This window comes from Collinsella aerofaciens, from assembly GCF_015560135.1.
GTDB classification, from domain to species: Bacteria; Actinomycetota; Coriobacteriia; order Coriobacteriales; family Coriobacteriaceae; genus Collinsella; species Collinsella aerofaciens_AN.
Genome location: NZ_JADMRH010000002.1, coordinates 1 through 16,229 on the forward strand (window position 1 = coordinate 1; position 16,229 = coordinate 16,229).

A 16,229-nucleotide genomic window follows, 5' to 3' on the forward strand; every position below is an offset into this window, starting at 1 on the left:
CAACGACGAATTCTAGGCGGTGTCCCCTCCCTTTCAAGAAAGGGAGGGGGCGGGGCATGCCCCGCCTCTTACACCACATCTCTGCGCGCTACCCGTATAGAAGCCGCAAAGAGGTCATTTGAGGCGGTTTTGGCTGCTACTAAAAATGTAACAGTACTCATATTTGACCTTTTTTGGCCACAGGGTCCGGAAGGGGCTGTCAATCGGGCCCCAAGAGAGCTAATTCGAGTGCCGTGGACGAAAAAACGGGGGCGCAGGTTGTCCTGCGCCCCCGTTTTCTGGGCATTGCGGTTGTTTGCCGCCGGTTGTTACGCCGCCTCGTCGAACTGCGAGTTATACAGGTCGGCGTAGAAGCCACCCTGGGCGAGTAGCTCGTCGTGTGTGCCCTTCTCGACGATGTCGCCGTCGCGAATTACCAAGATTACGTCGGCGTTGCGGATCGTGGACAGGCGGTGCGCGATGACAAAGCTGGTACGGCCCTGCATCAGCGCATCCATGGCGCGCTGAATAAGCTCTTCGGTGCGGGTGTCGACGTTGGAAGTCGCCTCGTCCAGAATCAGCGCCGGGCGGTCGGCCAAAATGGCACGGGCGATGGTCACGAGCTGGCGCTGACCCTGCGACAGGTTAGTGCCCTCCTCGTTAATCATAAAGTCATAACCGCCGGCAAGCGTATGGATAAAGTGGTCGCAACGTGCGGCGCGCGCGGCGGCTTCGACCTCGGCATCGCTCGCATCGGGGCGTCCGTAGCGGATGTTCTCGCGGATGGTGCCGTTAAACAGCCAGGTATCCTGCAGCACCATGGCAAACTCGCCGCGCAGCGCCGCGCGGTCCCAGTCGCGCACGTCGACGCCCTCGACGCGCAGCGAACCGCCGTCCACATCGTAGAAGCGCTGCAGCAGCTTGATGAGCGTGGTCTTGCCGGCGCCGGTGGGGCCGACGATGGCGATGGTCTGGCCGGGCTGCGCCTCGCAGCTAAAGTCGTGGATGATGGTCTTGTCGGGCGTATAGCCAAACTTGACGTGATCAAACTCCACATGGCCGGGGCGCTTTTCGGGAATCTGCGCGTCGGCTTTCTGCTCCTCCTCGGGCGCGGCCAGGAACTCAAAGACGCGCTCGGTGGCGGCTGCCATCGACTGCATCGTGTTGCTCACGTTGCCCAGTTGCTGCACGGGCTGCGTAAAGTTGCGAACGTACTGGATAAAGCTCTGGATGTCGCCGGGCGTGGCGTTGCCGGTCAGTGCGAGCTGTGCGCCCACCACGACAACGCCCACGTAGCCCATGTTACCCACCAGGCTCATAAGCGGCATCATCAGGCCCGACAGGAACTGCGAGCGCCAGCCACTAATAAAGAGGCGGTCGTTTTGACGGTCGAACTCTTCGATCGAGGCCTCGGCGCGGTCGAACACCTGAATGACGTTCTGGCCGGCAAAGTCCTCCTCGATAATGCCGTTGACGGCGCCCAGAACCTGCTGCTGCTCGCGGAAGTACGGCTGCGAGAAGTGAATCATTACGGTCAAGATAATCGCGGCGGCCGGCAGCGTGAGCACGGTGACGCCGGTAAGCGGCAGGCTGATCGAAAGCATCATGACGAGCACGCCGATAATCTGCGTCACCGACGTGATGAGCTGCGTCACGCTCTGGTTGAGCGACTGACCCAGCGTATCGACGTCGTTGGTGATGCGGCTGAGTACGTCTCCCTTGCTGTGGCCGTTGAAGTAACTCATCGGCACGACGGCAATCTTGGCGGCGATTTCCTTGCGCATGCGGTAGCAGATCTTTTGCGTGACGCCGGTCATGAGCCAGCCCTGGACCAGGCTGCAGACAGAGCTCGCCAGATACAGGCAGAGTAAAAAGCCGAGCGTCTTGGCGATCCAGTCAAAGTCAACGTCGCCGGTGCCGTTGACCTTGGCGACCAGGCCTTCGAACAGCTTGGTCGTAACCTGGCCGAGCACCTTGGGTCCCACAATGTTAAAGATGACCGAGCACACGGCAAAGGCGACGGCGGCAAACACGGCAATCTTGTGCTGGCCGATATAGCCGAGCAGCTGCCTCATGGTGCCCTTAAAGTCCTTGGCCTTTTCGCCACGACGCATGCCACCCATGCGGCCCATGGGACCACGCTGGCGGGTGGGCTTGGGAATCTGAGTCTTGGTCTCGTCTGCCATTAGCGCTCGCCTCCTTCCATGACGGCTGCAATTTCTTCTTGGGTAAGCCCCAGCTCCTCGGCGGAAAGCTGCGACTGTGCGATCTCCAGGTACGCCGGGCAGCTGCGCAGCAGCTCCTCGTGCGTGCCGGTGCCCACTACGTGGCCGTCGTCGAGCACGATGATCTGGTCGGCGTGCATGATGGTCGCGATGCGCTGGGCCACGACCACGAGTGCGGCGTCGGTAACGTTTTTGGCCAGCTCTTCGCGCAGGCGCGCGTCGGTCTTGTAGTCGAGGGCGCTAAACGAATCATCGAACACCACGACCTCGGGCTTTTTGGCCAATGCGCGGGCGATGGCCAGACGCTGGCGCTGACCACCCGAAACATTGGAGCCGCCCTGGCTGATGGGGGAGTCGTAGCCGCCCTCGCGCTCGGCGATAAAGTCCTCGGCTTGTGCGATGCGCGCTGCTTGGTGCATGTCATCATCGCTCACCATGTCGCCGGCAAACTTGAGGTTGCTCTCGACAGTGCCCGAGAACAGGCGCCCCTGCTGCGGGATGTAACCAATGCGGCGACGCAGCTCGGAGAGAGTCATGTCACGCACGTCGACGCCGTCAAGCGAAATGCTGCCGCCTGTGACGTCGTACAGGCGCGGAATCAGCTGCACGAGCGTGGACTTGCCCGAGCCCGTGGAGCCGATGATGCCGAGCATCTGACCGGCATGTGTGGTGAAGTTCACGCCGCTGATGACATCGGCGCGGGCATCGGGGTACTGGAAGCTCACGTCGCGGAAGGTGAGCTCACCGCGCGGCGCGCTGGCTGCGGGCAGTTTGGGCGAGGCAGGGTCGTTGATGCTCGTGGGGCAGGTGATGACCTCTTCCACGCGCTCGGCTGCGACCTCGGCACGGGGCAGGATGACCGAAACCATGGTGAGGATCATAAACGCCATGACGATCTGCATGGTGTAGGAGATAAACGCCATCATGTTGCCGACCTGCATCACGCCGTCGGACACGCCCTGCGCGCCAAACCACACGATGAGCACGGTGATGCAGTTCATGACGAGCATCATGAGTGGCATCATAAAGCTCATAGCGCGGTTGGTGTAGAGCTGCGTGGTCATCAGGTCGAGCGAAGCCTTGTCAAAACGCTCGAGCTCGTGCTCCTCGCGGTTGAATGAGCGGATGGGCATAAGGCCGTCGAGCAGCTCGCGGGCGGTAAGGTTCACGCGGTCCACAAAGCTCTGCATCTTTTTGAACTTGGGCATGGTGAGGCCCATAAGCACGCCGACGACGGCCGAGACGGCGATGATGGCCACGGCGATGGTCCACTCCAGGCCGGTGTGGTTGGCCAGGACGCGCATGACGGCGACGATGCCCATGACGGGGGCCATCAGGCACATGCGGATAAACAGGGTTGCGGCCATCTGGATCTGCTGAATGTCGTTGGTGCAGCGGGTAATGAGCGAGGCCTGGCTAAACTTGCCCACTTCGGCCGGCGAGAAGTGCATAACCTTGTTGAAGGTCTCGCGACGCAGGTCGCGGGCGATGGAGCAGGCGGTGCGCGAAGCCACGGCACCGGTCAGGATGGTGGCGACGAGCGACACCAGGCACAGCCCAAACATAGTGGTCGCCATGCGGCTCAGGTAGGCGTTCTGCACATCGGCGGGGTCGATGCCCTGTGCCTTGTACTCGTCCTGTACATAGCTCACGGCGCGTTGGGTCACGATGGAGCCCGACATGGAACCCATTTTGTCCGCCATATCGTTGGCGCCCTCGACGAGCTTGCCCTGATCGATAAGACCGCCTTCAACGCCTAGGCGCAGGCTCTTCATGGTGATCTTGCCGCCGTCGGCGTCGATCTGCTTTTGCATGCTCTGCGCCGCTGCGGCCTTCTGCTGCATCTCGGCGAGCTGCTCGGGCGTCATTGCCGCCATCTGCTCGGGGGTGGGCATGGCCTGAGCGCCGCTGTTGTCTTTCTCACCGGACGTGCCCATCATGTCGCCCATGGAGTCGGCATCGATGCCCTGGTTGAACGAAAGGACGACGGTCTCAGGCAGGCTCATGATGTCGGCAATCTTGCCGCCGTCGGCGCGCTCCTCCTCGGTGCCCTTGTACGTTCGAATGCCGTTTTTGTCAGCCTTGCTAAACACGGCCTCCACAGCCTTGGCGTCCTTGGCGCTCATAAAGAGTTCGAGGTCGTCGAGCGATTCGGCGCGGATGGTGTCGGGTACGGGCGAGGCGATGCCGCCTTGCTGCACACCCACATCGACGATATCGCTCATATAGGTGGGCAGCGCCAGATCGGCGTTACAGCTCATTACAATGAGCGTGACGGCCGCAAGCAGGGCCAGGATATGCTTCTTAAAGAGCTTAAGAATCCTCACTTGGCATCTCTCCTTTCCTGGTTGTGGTCGATTATCTGATTGGTACGTCTTAGGAGACGCACCAACTCGTGGGTATCTTCTTCGCCGAGCTGCTCGAGGAATGCCGCGGCGCGGTCCTCAAATTCTCGACGCTTGATTTCAAGATCCTGACGGCCCTTGTCGGTAACGGTTACATGGACGCGGCGTCGGTCGGTTTTTGAGTGCTCGCGCTCAATCCAACCCTTTGTCTCAAGAGCGCGCAGGATATTGGCGATGCGGGCACTCGACACCCAAGCGCGATCGGCAAGTTCGCCAGGCGTGAGCGAACCGCCGGCGAGCATCAGCGCGCGCATGACGGCCATCTCACCGCTCAGAGCCTGGTCGGTAAAGCGCGAAACGCGCTGGTGTAGGCTGCCAAACTCGGTAAAGAGCTGACGCCCAAGCGCGTGGAAATCGGTACCTTCCACCAAAAACTCCTAACACTAGAAACTATTTTCGATGGAAGATGATACCCCCGTCCGCGCGCCCCATACCGTAGATTTTGGGACATGCCTAGATTTCTACTATTCGTGACGATGCGGAGCCGCTGAACCGCTCGCGGCTTAAAGGCAGATTTCTAGGCATGTCCCAAAATCTACCGAACAGCTGGGTAAATAAAGACCGTATAAAGGAATTAATATTATCAATTTTTATAGCGCTTCAAAGAACTATTATGCACGCGGTTAGGCGAGGGGTTGTCACCACCATGACGACAGGGACTCATAATATCGCCACGCGCGATGCTCCAACTTCCCGCAAGGAGGCACCTTATATAGAGAGGATGGAGTCATGGCATTTGACTTCACGGGCAAGACCGCGATTGTCACGGGCGGCACTCAGGGCATTGGCCTCGAGATCGCCAAGGGCATCGTCGCGGGCGGCGGACGCGTCGCGCTCATCGCAAGGAACGCCGCAAAGGGCGAGGCTGCTGTAGCCGAGCTTGGCGAGGGAAACAAGTTCTACCAGCTCGACGTTGCCGATGCGCCCAAGGCGCGCGAGACGGTCGAGCAGATTTTCGCCGATTTACCCCAGACCAACATCCTCATCAATTGCGCCGGTGTCATCAGCACCAAGAAGTTCGACGAGATCGATGACACCGAGTGGCGCCGCACCATCGACATCAACCTCAACGGCACCTTTACCATGATGAACGCCGTATACCCGCACTTTAAGGCGGCCCATGCCGGCACCATCGTCAACGTGAGCTCTGTTGCCGGTAAGATCGGCGGCGGCCTGCTCGGCACGGCGGCCTACGCCAGCTCCAAGGCGGGCGTCAACGGCCTGACCAAGGCGGTCGCCAAGGAGGGCGGCAAGTTTGGCATCCGCTGCAACGCCGTATGCCCGTCGCTCACCCTTACCGACATGACCTCGATTCTCTCTGACGAGAACTCTCAGCGCATCATCAACGGTATTCCTCTGGGCCGCGCCGCCCAGGCCAGCGAGCCTGCGCAGATGGTGCTGTTCTTCGCTTCCGACCTTGCCAGCTTCGTGAACGGCGAGATCGGCGACTGCGACGGCGGCATCGTCCTGGACGGGTAATACCCCACGACGATTATTCGGCGACGGCCCCTGCGACTCGGGACCGTCGCCTTCTTTCTGATATAGGCGCGTGCGGCTACGATTCGCATGCATCCAAAGGAGATATATATGAGTGAATCGACTGCGGTGGAGGCGCCGGCGGCAAAGGAGCCGTTCTTTAAGATGTCCTCCATCCCGGGTGCCAATATTTTGGTGCCGCTTTTGCTGGGTTGCCTGCTCAACACGCTGTTCCCTGACCTGTTCAAAACGCTCGGCAGCTTTACGCTTGGCATGACCCAGCAGGGTGCAGGCCCGCTCGTGGGCGCTTTTTTGCTTATCGTCGGTACGACGATTTCGTTTAAGAGTGCTCCTGCCGCCGCTGCCCGCGGTGCCATCATCATCGCCATCAAGCAAATCGTGGTCGTTGCCGTGTCGCTGCTCATCCTTTATGTGTTCAACGACAACCTGTTTGGCATCTCTGCCATGGTGATGCTGGCGGCTTGCACCGGCGCCAACAACGCTATGTACGCTGGTCTGATGGGCACCATGGGCAACGAGGCCGAGCGTGGCGCTGTCGCAATCACCACGCTCGTTGTCGGCCCTCCGGTCACGATGATCGTGCTCGGCGCTGCCGGCCAGGCTCCGATCGGCTGGTCGCTCGTGGGTGCCATCCTGCCGATCGTCGTCGGCATTATTCTAGGCAACCTCTTCCCCAGCTTTAAGAAGATGATGGCACCGGCACTTTCCGCCATCATTGTGCTCGTCTTCTTTGCCATGGGCTCGACCATGACCTTTGGCCAGCTCATCAACGGTGGTCTTCCCGGCATTCTGCTCGGCGTGATCTGCTCGGTGATCTTTGCAATTCCCGTCATCGCGGTCGATAAGCTCACGGGCGGTACGGGTGTCGCAGGTGCGGCCATTTCGAGCTGCGCCGGAGCCAATGTGGCCACGCCTGCTGCCATGGCAAGCGTCAACGAGGCCATGTACGGCGGTGCGGTGCTCGCGACGGCTACGGCACAGGTTGCTGCCTGCGCAATCGTAACGGCTATTTTGACCCCGCTGGTCACCAGCTGGTGCCACAAGCATTTTGAGGGCCAGGGCCACGGCGACAGCAAAGCAACGACCGACAAGGCCGCCGCAGCCGCCTAATGCCAAGCGGCAATCAAAGCTAAATAACTCGCCACGCCACAGGGCGGCCATGGGGGGATCCCGTGGCCGCCCTGCAGTTTCTGTGGGGTCTCTGGGGCACTTTACCCTGCTAAAACTGGCATAACAGCTAGAGTGAACGTCGTATAAAGGCAAGGAAAAATATCAAACAAATCGGTGAACGGTAGTTGTTCGTGCTCGCATTTCCTGCGGGTTTGTAAAAAACGCCATTATGATATAAAAAAAGAAACATATAATAGCCCAGATGGAGAGGGCCGCTATGTTATCCTTCTCAGACGGGTGAAATCTTGGGTTTTGGGTTGTAGTTCCAAGGTGGACAGACGTTTTCCCTGCACCAACGTGTGGTGAAGAACGGAAGAAGCCGGTAGTGCAAGCCGAACATTCAAGAATTCAATAAGCAGCGGTGTGAGAGAGCGCCGCATTACACGTAACTAGGAGCGTGGTTACACAATGCAGGAGGCATGGGAAGGCTTCAAGGAAGGCATTTGGACGGGAGAGGTTGACGTCCGAGACTTCATCCAGAAGAACTACACCCCCTACGAGGGCGACGAGTCGTTCCTCGCCGGCCCGACTGAGCGTACCAAGGAGCTGTGGGGCGAGGTTCTCGACCTGCTGCTTAAGGAGCGCGAGCAGGGCGGTGTCCTCGATATGGACACCAAGACCGTCACGGGTATCGTGAGCCACCCCGCTGGCTACATCGATAACGCCCACCGCGAGAAGGAGACCATCGTCGGCCTCCAGACCGACAAGCCGCTCAAGCGCGCGCTGCACGTCAACGGCGGTATCCGCATCGCTTGCCAGGCTGCCAGCCAGCACGGCTATAAGGTCGATGAGAACGTTGTCGAGCGCTACACCTTCGAGCGCAAGACCCACAACGCTGGCGTCTTCGATGTCTACACCCCCGAGATGCGCGCTTGCCGCTCGGCTCACATCATCACCGGTCTGCCCGATGGCTATGGCCGCGGCCGCATCATCGGCGACTACCGTCGTGTTGCCCTGTACGGCGTCGACTACCTGATCAAGGACAAGGAGGCCCAGAAGGCTTCTACCCCGACGGTCATGACCGCCGACAACATCCGCGATCGCGAGGAGCTGCAGGAGCAGATCCGCGCCCTCGGCGAGCTCAAGATGATGGCCGAGACCTATGGTTTCGACATTTCTAACCCTGCTACCAACACGCAGGAGGCCATCCAGTGGATGTACTTCGCCTACCTCGCTGCCGTTAAGGAGCAGAACGGCGCCGCTATGTCCATCGGCCGTACCTCTACGTTCATCGACATCTACGCTGAGCGCGACCTTGCCAACGGTACCTTCACCGAGGAGCAGATCCAGGAGTTCGTGGATCACTTCATCATGAAGCTCCGCATGGTCAAGTTTGCCCGTACCCCCGAGTACCAGGCCCTGTTTACCGGCGACCCGCAGTGGGTCACCGAGTCCATCGGCGGCATGGGTGTCGACGGCCGTACGCTCGTTACCAAGATGAGCTATCGCTACCTGCACACGCTCGAGAACATGGGCACCAGCCCCGAGCCCAACATGACCGTTCTGTGGTCGACCCGTCTGCCCGAGAACTTCAAGAAGTTCTGCGCCAAGACTTCTGTCGCCAGCTCCTCGATCCAGTACGAGAACGACGACCTCATGCGCGTCTATCATGGCGACGACTACGGTATTGCCTGCTGCGTGTCCTCCATGCGCATCGGCAAGGAGATGCAGTTCTTCGGCGCCCGTGCCAACCTGGCCAAGTGCCTGCTGTACGCACTCAACGGCGGCGTCGACGAGGTCTCCAAGAAGCAGGTCGGCCCCAAGTATCGCGCCGTCGAGGGCGATACCCTCGATTACGACGACGTTGTGGCCAAGTACAACGACATGATGAAGTGGCTCGCCGGCGTGTACGTCAACTCGCTGAACATCATTCACTACATGCACGACAAGTATTGCTACGAGCGCATCCAGATGGCTCTGCATGACAAGCACGTGCACCGCTGGTTCGCTACGGGCATCGCTGGCCTTTCCGTCGTGGCTGACTCCCTGTCCGCCATCAAGTACGCCAAGGTCCACCCTGTCCGTGATGAGAACGGCATCATCGTCGACTTCGAGACCGAGGGCGAGTTCCCCAAGTACGGTAACGACGACGACCGCGTCGACCAGATCGCTCACGACGTTGTGCACCAGTTCATGGAGTACATCCGCATGAACGACACCTACCGCAACTCCGTGCCCACGACCTCGGTTCTGACCATTACCTCCAACGTCGTGTACGGCAAGAAGACCGGCTCCACCCCCGACGGCCGCAAGGCTGGCCAGCCGTTCGCCCCGGGTGCTAACCCCATGCACAAGCGCGATAGCCACGGCGCCATCGCTTCGCTGTCTTCGGTTTCCAAGCTCCCGTTCCGCGATGCTCAGGACGGCATTTCCAACACCTTCTCCATCATCCCGAGTGCGCTCGGCAAGGAGGACCAGGTGTTCTTTGGCGATATCGACCTTGATCAGCTGGGCGAGTAACTATTGTTAGTGCTATACTAACAATAACGATTACTGATTAGCGCGCCGGTTTCGGCCGGCGCCTATCAATCGAAGGAGACACATTATGAAGGTTTCTGAAGTTTCCGAGACTCAGGCCGATAACCTGGTCCACATGCTCGACGCTTACGCCGAGAAGGGTGGCCACCACCTGAACATCAACGTCTTCAACCGTGAGACGCTGCTCGACGCTCAGGCTCACCCCGAGAAGTACCCGCAGCTGACCATCCGCGTTTCCGGCTATGCCGTGAACTTCCACACGCTCACCAAGGAGCAGCAGGACGAGGTCATTGCGCGTACCTTCCACAACAAGTTCTAAAGGGGTTTAACTCCCGCAGGATCGCCGGGCCGTCTTGGGTTACTTTCCAAAACGTCCTCGGACATGCAAAGGGCTCCGCTGCGCGCTTCGCGCGGCGGAGCCCTTTGCGTCCTGCGGGATGTTTTGGAAAATAACCCAAAACCGGCCATGTGGGGTCCTTTGGAGTCACCCTTTAGGCGGAACTCTCCTAATTATTTGGATGAGTCGTTTACTTACTTGTACTGTTACCGTCTTCCCGCTCTTGTTGGGGTATGCTTTGTTCGTATGTAAACGTATGACATGTTGATGGGGGAGGGTGCTATGGCTCGCGAGAGTGCTCGTTCTAAGGATACGGCTAAGCCTGGCATCAAGGAAGTTGCGGCGGTGGCGGGGGTTTCGCCTACTACGGTATCTCGCGTGCTTAATAATCGCGGCTATATTAGCCAAGAGACCCGCGATAAGGTCCATGCCGCGATGAAGCGCATCAACTATACGCCCAACGATATCGCCCGTGCCATGCTCAACGGTCGCCTGAATCTTATCGGTATGATCGTCCCCTATGTCAGCAGTCCGTTTCATGCCCAAGTGGTTCAAGTCATTGAGCATACCCTGGCCGAAAACGGTTTTAAGATGCTGCTGTGCAATAGCGCCAATCGACCCGAGCTTGAGCGCTCTTATATCGACATGCTTCGACGCAATATGGTTGATGGCGTCATCGTCAACTCGCTTAATATCGGTGCCGAGGCGTATGCCGAGATGGGCTTGAGTCTGGTTGGTATCGACTGCGACCTTGGCGAAGCCTCTGTTCAGATTGCGAGCGACAGCTATAGCATCGGCGAACTTGCCACGCGTCGCCTGATCGATGACGGATGTTCACGCATCCTGTGCCTGCGCAGCAATAGCCGCATGCGCATGCCTGCCAATAAGCGTACCGATGCCTACCTCGATGTTGTTGAGCAGGCCGGTTTGCCCGCGCTTGTCCGTGAGGTTGAGTTCGTTAAGCCCGACGACGAAAAGAGCGCGGTCGTTGCGAAGATCCTCGATGAGAACCCCGATATTGACGGCATCTTTGCGGGAGACGACACGATGGCGGCTATCTGTCTTAACGTGATGAAGCAGCGCGGCTTGAGCGCTCCGGGCGATATTAAGGTCGTGGGCGCGGATGGTGCCCGCCGCACTATGACGTTTATGCCTGACTTAACAACCGTACGCCAAGATATCGATCGCATCGGAGAGCTCGCGGCGCAATCCATCATTGCTCTTATTAACGGCGAAAAGCCCGAATCGAATATCAAGCTCCCCGTTGAACTCATTGAGGGTAAAACCGCGTAGTTCATCCCGTGCCAAAAGAATTCCTCAAACACCTCTGATGACCGTTCGCCGGCATATGTCAACCGTTTGCCGACGACTGGAACTGCGAAAAGACGTATTGGTGTGAAAACGTTTGACATATGAAAACGATTGACATATCTTGCAGTTGTACCGAGTTAGTATCTCGTGAGAAAGGAAGTCTCGGATGCACAAGGTGTATTACCAGCCTGAGGGAATTTGGGTAGGCGACATCATGCCGTACGGCGAGGACGGCACGTTCTATCTCTATCATCAGCGTGACACGCGAAACCCCGGACCTTTCGGAGAGCCGTTTGGCTGGGCACTCGCGACAACCAAGGACTTCGTCAATTACAAAGACTTTGGCGAGAGCCTTGAGCGTGGCGGCGACGAGGAAGTCGACCAGTATGTTTATGCCGGCACGGTGTTTAAGGTGGGCGACAAGTACCATGCGCTCTACACTGGTTGCAATCGCGATAAGGTCAAGGCACGCTTGATGAAGCAGGTTCTTCTTCACGCAACGAGTGACGACGCCGTCAAGTGGGAGAAGAACATCGCCGAGACGCTGCTTCCGCCCCAGGAGGGTTACGATGACCGCAACTGGCGCGATCCCTTTGTGCTTTGGGATGAGGAGAACGAAGAGTACATGCTCATCCTCGGCACGCGTGTGGGCGAGGACAAGCGTCTGATGACCGGTCGTCTGGTCAAGTTCACCTCCAAGGACCTGGATACCTGGGAGTTCCAGGGCGACTGGTGGAATCCGGGCCTGTACACCATGTTCGAGATGCCTGATCTCTTTAAGATGGGCGACTGGTGGTATCTGGTGTTCTCCGAGTACAGTGATGGCAACAAGACCCGTTACCGCATGTCTCGCTCTATCAACGGTCCTTGGATCACTCCTGCGGACGATTCCTTCGATGGCCGCGCGTACTATGCCGCGCGTACCGCATTTGATGGCGAGCGCCGCGTTCTCTTTGGTTGGGTTCCTACGCGTGACGAGGGCGGTGACCCCAGCTCTTACCTGTGGGGTGGCACCTTTATGCCTCTCGAGATCGTTCAGCGTGCTGACGGAACGCTCGGCACCAAGCTCCCCGACAGCATGCTTGGCGCCTTTGGCGAGGCTAAGGCAGTCGAGGCCTTTGAGCTTTCCTGCGAGTCGGGCAAGGTCGAGCAGGTGCTCGCCGCGGATGCCGGTTCCACCTATATGCTCGATGCCGACATCGAGCTCGCCGGTGACGCTGCCGGCTTCTCGGTGAAGCTTGCCGAGGACGCCGAGACTGGTCTTGCCTATGAGTTCCGCGCCAACCTGCGCGAGGGCAAGCTCGAGTTCACGCCGGCTCCCCAGTACCCGTGGTTCCAGGTCAACAACATGGGCCTCGAGCGTCCGTTGTTCTTTAAGGGCGAGGGCACTCACCATGTGCGTCTGGTCGTCGACGACGACATCGCGACCATCTTTGTCGATGATGTTGCGCTCAACGCTCGCTTCTGCAACAAGCAGGGCCAGGGTGTGGCGCTTACCGTCACCGACGGTGCGCTCAAGTGCGCAAACGCAACGATCGCGTCTCTGTAGCGGCAACGAACCGTTTTATGATTTAGAAAAGGAATGGAGAGGAACATGGACTACAAGGCAGTGTCCCAGCAAGTCGTCGACAACGTCGGCGGACTGGAGAACATCGAGGGCGCCACGCATTGCGTGACCCGTCTGCGTCTGGTGCTCAAGGATACGAGCAAATACAACAAGGCCGAGCTCGAGAACATCGATGGCGTCAAGGGCGTGCTGTACAACAGCGGCCAGCTCATGATCATCTTCGGTACCGGTACCGTCAACAAGGTTTACGATGAGTTTATGGCTCTGACGGGCGTTAAGGAGATCAGTGCTTCCGAGGTCAAGGGCGCCGAGGCGGACAAGAAGGGCAAGTTCTTCTCGGTCCTCAAGGTATTCTCGGACATCTTTATCCCCATCATTCCCGCCTTCGTCGGCGCTGCAATCATCATCGGCCTTAAGTCGCTGATCGTTGCCAACGGCCTCTTTGGCATGGAGGGCAGCCTTGCCGATCACAGCGAGTTCCTCAAGAACCTCGCAAGCTTCTTTGCCATTATCGCCACCACGTTTGACTACCTGCCTGTCCTGGTTATGTACAGCGCGGTCAAGCGTTTTGGCGGTAACCCGATTCTGGGCATCCTCGTCGGTATCGTCATGGTTCACCCGAGTCTTATGAACCGTAACACGTTCGTTATGGACCCGACGGGTGCTGAGTACTGGAACTTCGGTCCGCTATCCATTCCCATGGTTGCTTTCCAGGGCGGTGTGTTCCCCGCAATCCTGACTGCCTGGTTTATGGCCAAGGTCGAGAAGATTGCCCAGAAGTACATCCCCGAGGTCGTTTCGTTCGTCTTTGTCCCGACCGTTACCCTGATTCTTGCTAACGTTGCCCTGTTCACCGTGTTCGGCCCGCTCGGCAACCTGATCGGTGACGTCCTCGCCGGCGTAATCGATATCCTGTACAACAGGATGGGCGTCTTTGGTGCCTTTGTCTTCGCCGCGTTCCTGCAGCCGCTCGTCGTTACCGGTACGCATCAGTTCATCCAGGGTATCGAGGCAAACCTTGTTGCCACGACTGGCTTCAACTACATCCAGGCCATCTGGTCGGTTTCCATCATCGCCCAGGGCGGCGGCGCCATCGGTATGTACCTCATTCACAAGAAGCACTCCAAAGAGCGCAACATCTGCATGTCGTCCTTTATCCCGACGCTGGTCGGAATCTCCGAGCCCGCTATCTTTGCTGCAAACATGCGCTATTCGATCATTCCGTTCATCTGCGCATGCATCGGTGCAGGCTGCGGCGGTGCCTTCGTCAAGCTCTTTGAGGTGCGCGCTATCGGTCAGGGTCTGACCGGCGTGCTTGGCCTGCTCATCGTCACGCCCGAGACCCTCGTGTGGTATGTGGCTGGCAATCTCATCGCCTTTATCGTGCCGATCGTCTTGATCTTTGCCTACAACAAGGCAAAGGGCGTGCCGACCACCGATGAAGAGGGCGCTGGCGCTGGCTTCGACGTTAGCTTCTAGTTGAGCCGTTCAGTGTAATCTGAGGATAAGTCCATTTGAGGAAGGGCGTTCGACTCGTGTGAGTCGAGCGTCCTTCCCCATAGACGAGAAAGTCAACGGCGATGTTAAATCAAAAAAACAAGGTGACACGCGCGGACTATGAGCAGTGGCGTGTCGGACAGGATGAGACGGCGGCTCGCATCGCGTCCGACCCCGATAGGCTTCTGTTCCATGTGGAGCCTGAGCTTGGCTGGCTCAACGACCCCAACGGTTTGGTTCAGATTGGTGATACGTATCACATCTATCATCAATACGATCCGTTCGATGCTGCGCATGGCGGTCCAGTGCTTTGGAACCATCTGACGACAAAGGATTTTGTGACGTACGAGAATCACGGCCCCGTGCTGTTCCCCGATTCCGATTTGGATTCGAGCGGAGCGTATTCTGGTTCTGCCTTTGTACGTGATGGCAAGATTCACTACTTCTATACCGGCAACGTCAAGCATTTTGACCGCGATGATTACGACTACGTGTTGACGGGCCGTGAGCAAAACCAGATTCATATGGTTGCCGAGAATCCCGACGAATTGGGCGAGAAGCGCATGGCTGTTGGACCAGTCGATTACCCCGACGATATCGGTACGCACGTGCGCGACCCCAAGATCCTTGAGCACGATGGTATCTACTACATGGTTCTGGGCGCTCGTACGAAAGACGACCGTGGCTGCGTGCTTGTCTATACTTCGCTTGATTTAGGGGTCTGGAGCTATGCGACGCGCATTGAGCTGGGCGAGAAGTTTGGCTTTATGTGGGAGTGCCCTGATCTGTTTGAGCTTGATGGCGAGCTTATTCTCGTTTGCTGTCCGCAGGGTGTGCCTGCCGATGGTTGGCGTTACCGCAATCCGCATCAGTGCGTGTGGTTCCCCATCGAGGCCGATTGGGAGGCGCCGAGCTTTAAAATCGTCGGGAAGGGCATGCCCCCGATGGTCGATGCCGGTTTTGATTTCTATGCTCCGCAGTCCTTTGAGGATGCTGCAGGCCGGCGATTGATGATCGGATGGTCGGGTTGCCCCGATGCGACGGCGGAAAACCCGACGGTGGCGCGCGGGTGGCAGTGCGCGTTGACGGTGCCGCGAGAGCTGAGCATGCGCGATGGTAAGCTCTGCCAGCAGCCGGCGCACGAGATTGAGAGGATGCGCGGCGACTGCGTTCGCACGACAGGCGGTGAAACCGTTGAGGAGCCGGGCCGCCTGTTTGATCTTGTGGTTTCCTGTGAGGGCACCAAGATGGTCGAGCTCGAAATCCGCAAGGGTGTCTTTGTGCGCTATGCAGGCGGGATGCTTACCCTCGACATGGGTGACGAAGGCTATGGGCGCGACCAGAGGTCGATCGAGCTCAGCGAGCTTCGCGACCTGCGCGTGCTTTCGGACACTACGATTGTCGAGATTTTTGCAAATGGCGGCGAGGCGGCACTTACGAGCCGTACCTATTCGCCGGCGGTTTCGGCGATGGGGTTGCATGCCGAGGGTGCGGCATCGATGAATTTCTACCGCCTCGTGCATTAACCGTGCATGGGGCACGATTGGACTTGCTGGGCGAAATGAATCGCAGTTGCCGCGGCCAACTACCGTTTATCGCGTATAGCGACCGTTTGCGGAGTAAGTAACACTTAGTAATAAACCGTGTAGAATCCCAGGTTAGCACGGAGTTTTCCAGGGAGACGCTGTCCTTTGTTGTGCGCAAGGGGCGGCGTCTCTTTGGCGCTTGGACGCCGTTGTGCAACAGTGCGGCGGCGCGTGCCA

The 16,229-nt window shown here is 58.5% G+C and carries 11 protein-coding genes; 8 read left to right on the top strand and 3 right to left on the bottom strand.

The annotated features are described in order from the left end of the window. Positions 1-308 precede the first annotated feature (308 nt). The 3 genes from I2H19_RS01010 to I2H19_RS01020 are packed head-to-tail and all read right to left on the bottom strand — an operon-like array spanning position 309 to position 4,977. Positions 309-2,165 carry an ABC transporter ATP-binding protein gene (locus I2H19_RS01010; protein ID WP_195620757.1) on the bottom strand — a complete coding sequence of 619 codons (1,857 nt, stop codon included), beginning with the start codon at positions 2,163-2,165 and terminating at the stop codon, positions 309-311. Continuing rightward, the gene (locus I2H19_RS01015; RefSeq protein ID WP_195620758.1) at positions 2,165-4,531 is read right to left on the bottom strand and encodes an ABC transporter ATP-binding protein; all 2,367 of its coding nucleotides are present in this window, start codon (positions 4,529-4,531) and stop codon (positions 2,165-2,167) included. The genes I2H19_RS01010 and I2H19_RS01015 overlap by 1 nt, the downstream gene beginning before the upstream one ends. Next, on the bottom strand, positions 4,528-4,977 hold the full coding sequence (locus I2H19_RS01020) for a MarR family winged helix-turn-helix transcriptional regulator (protein WP_195620759.1): 450 nt from the start codon (positions 4,975-4,977) through the stop codon (positions 4,528-4,530). Before I2H19_RS01020 ends, I2H19_RS01015 begins: the two co-directional genes overlap by 4 nt. Before the next feature lie 361 nt (positions 4,978-5,338). Between I2H19_RS01020 and I2H19_RS01025 the strand changes: the two genes are divergently transcribed. The 8 genes from I2H19_RS01025 (at position 5,339) to I2H19_RS01060 (ending at position 15,992) form a co-directional block, all read left to right on the top strand. Further along, positions 5,339-6,088, top strand: coding sequence for an SDR family NAD(P)-dependent oxidoreductase (locus I2H19_RS01025; RefSeq protein WP_195620761.1), 750 nt, complete (start codon positions 5,339-5,341; stop codon positions 6,086-6,088). A 108-nt stretch (positions 6,089-6,196) separates the two neighbouring features. Next, positions 6,197-7,216, top strand: a complete 1,020-nt coding sequence (locus tag I2H19_RS01030; protein WP_229089711.1) for a 2-keto-3-deoxygluconate permease — start codon at positions 6,197-6,199, stop codon at positions 7,214-7,216. Between the two features lie 468 nt (positions 7,217-7,684). Then, complete coding sequence (gene pflB / locus I2H19_RS01035) at positions 7,685-9,736, top strand: formate C-acetyltransferase (protein ID WP_055310750.1); 2,052 nt, start codon at positions 7,685-7,687, stop codon at positions 9,734-9,736. Positions 9,737-9,821: 85 nt separating this feature from the next. Next, complete coding sequence (gene grcA3, locus I2H19_RS01040; RefSeq protein WP_117746636.1) at positions 9,822-10,073, top strand: autonomous glycyl radical cofactor GrcA3; 252 nt, start codon at positions 9,822-9,824, stop codon at positions 10,071-10,073. A 300-nt stretch (positions 10,074-10,373) separates the two neighbouring features. Further along, on the top strand, positions 10,374-11,384 hold the full coding sequence (locus I2H19_RS01045; RefSeq protein WP_225093894.1) for a LacI family DNA-binding transcriptional regulator: 1,011 nt from the start codon (positions 10,374-10,376) through the stop codon (positions 11,382-11,384). Positions 11,385-11,568: 184 nt separating this feature from the next. Beyond that, the gene (locus tag I2H19_RS01050) at positions 11,569-12,951 is read left to right on the top strand and encodes a family 43 glycosylhydrolase (protein ID WP_195620763.1); all 1,383 of its coding nucleotides are present in this window, start codon (positions 11,569-11,571) and stop codon (positions 12,949-12,951) included. A 45-nt stretch (positions 12,952-12,996) separates the two neighbouring features. Beyond that, positions 12,997-14,448, top strand: coding sequence for a PTS transporter subunit EIIC (locus I2H19_RS01055; protein WP_052044095.1), 1,452 nt, complete (start codon positions 12,997-12,999; stop codon positions 14,446-14,448). 101 nt (positions 14,449-14,549) lie between these two features. Next, complete coding sequence (locus I2H19_RS01060) at positions 14,550-15,992, top strand: glycoside hydrolase family 32 protein (protein WP_195620764.1); 1,443 nt, start codon at positions 14,550-14,552, stop codon at positions 15,990-15,992. The last annotated feature ends 237 nt before the right edge of the window (positions 15,993-16,229 follow it).

Bases quoted from the DNA above. Each gene is read 5' to 3' on its own strand.
- I2H19_RS01060 (WP_195620764.1), top strand. From the start codon at position 14,550: ATGTTAAATCAAAAAAACAAGGTGACACGCGCGGACTATGAGCAGTGG.
- I2H19_RS01025 (WP_195620761.1), top strand. From the start codon at position 5,339: ATGGCATTTGACTTCACGGGCAAGACCGCGATTGTCACGGGCGGCACT.
- I2H19_RS01050 (WP_195620763.1), top strand. From the start codon at position 11,569: ATGCACAAGGTGTATTACCAGCCTGAGGGAATTTGGGTAGGCGACATC.
- I2H19_RS01045 (WP_225093894.1), top strand. From the start codon at position 10,374: ATGGCTCGCGAGAGTGCTCGTTCTAAGGATACGGCTAAGCCTGGCATC.
- I2H19_RS01055 (WP_052044095.1), top strand. From the start codon at position 12,997: ATGGACTACAAGGCAGTGTCCCAGCAAGTCGTCGACAACGTCGGCGGA.
- I2H19_RS01010 (WP_195620757.1), bottom strand. From the start codon at position 2,165: ATGGCAGACGAGACCAAGACTCAGATTCCCAAGCCCACCCGCCAGCGT.
- I2H19_RS01030 (WP_229089711.1), top strand. From the start codon at position 6,197: ATGAGTGAATCGACTGCGGTGGAGGCGCCGGCGGCAAAGGAGCCGTTC.
- grcA3 (WP_117746636.1), top strand. From the start codon at position 9,822: ATGAAGGTTTCTGAAGTTTCCGAGACTCAGGCCGATAACCTGGTCCAC.
- pflB (WP_055310750.1), top strand. From the start codon at position 7,685: ATGCAGGAGGCATGGGAAGGCTTCAAGGAAGGCATTTGGACGGGAGAG.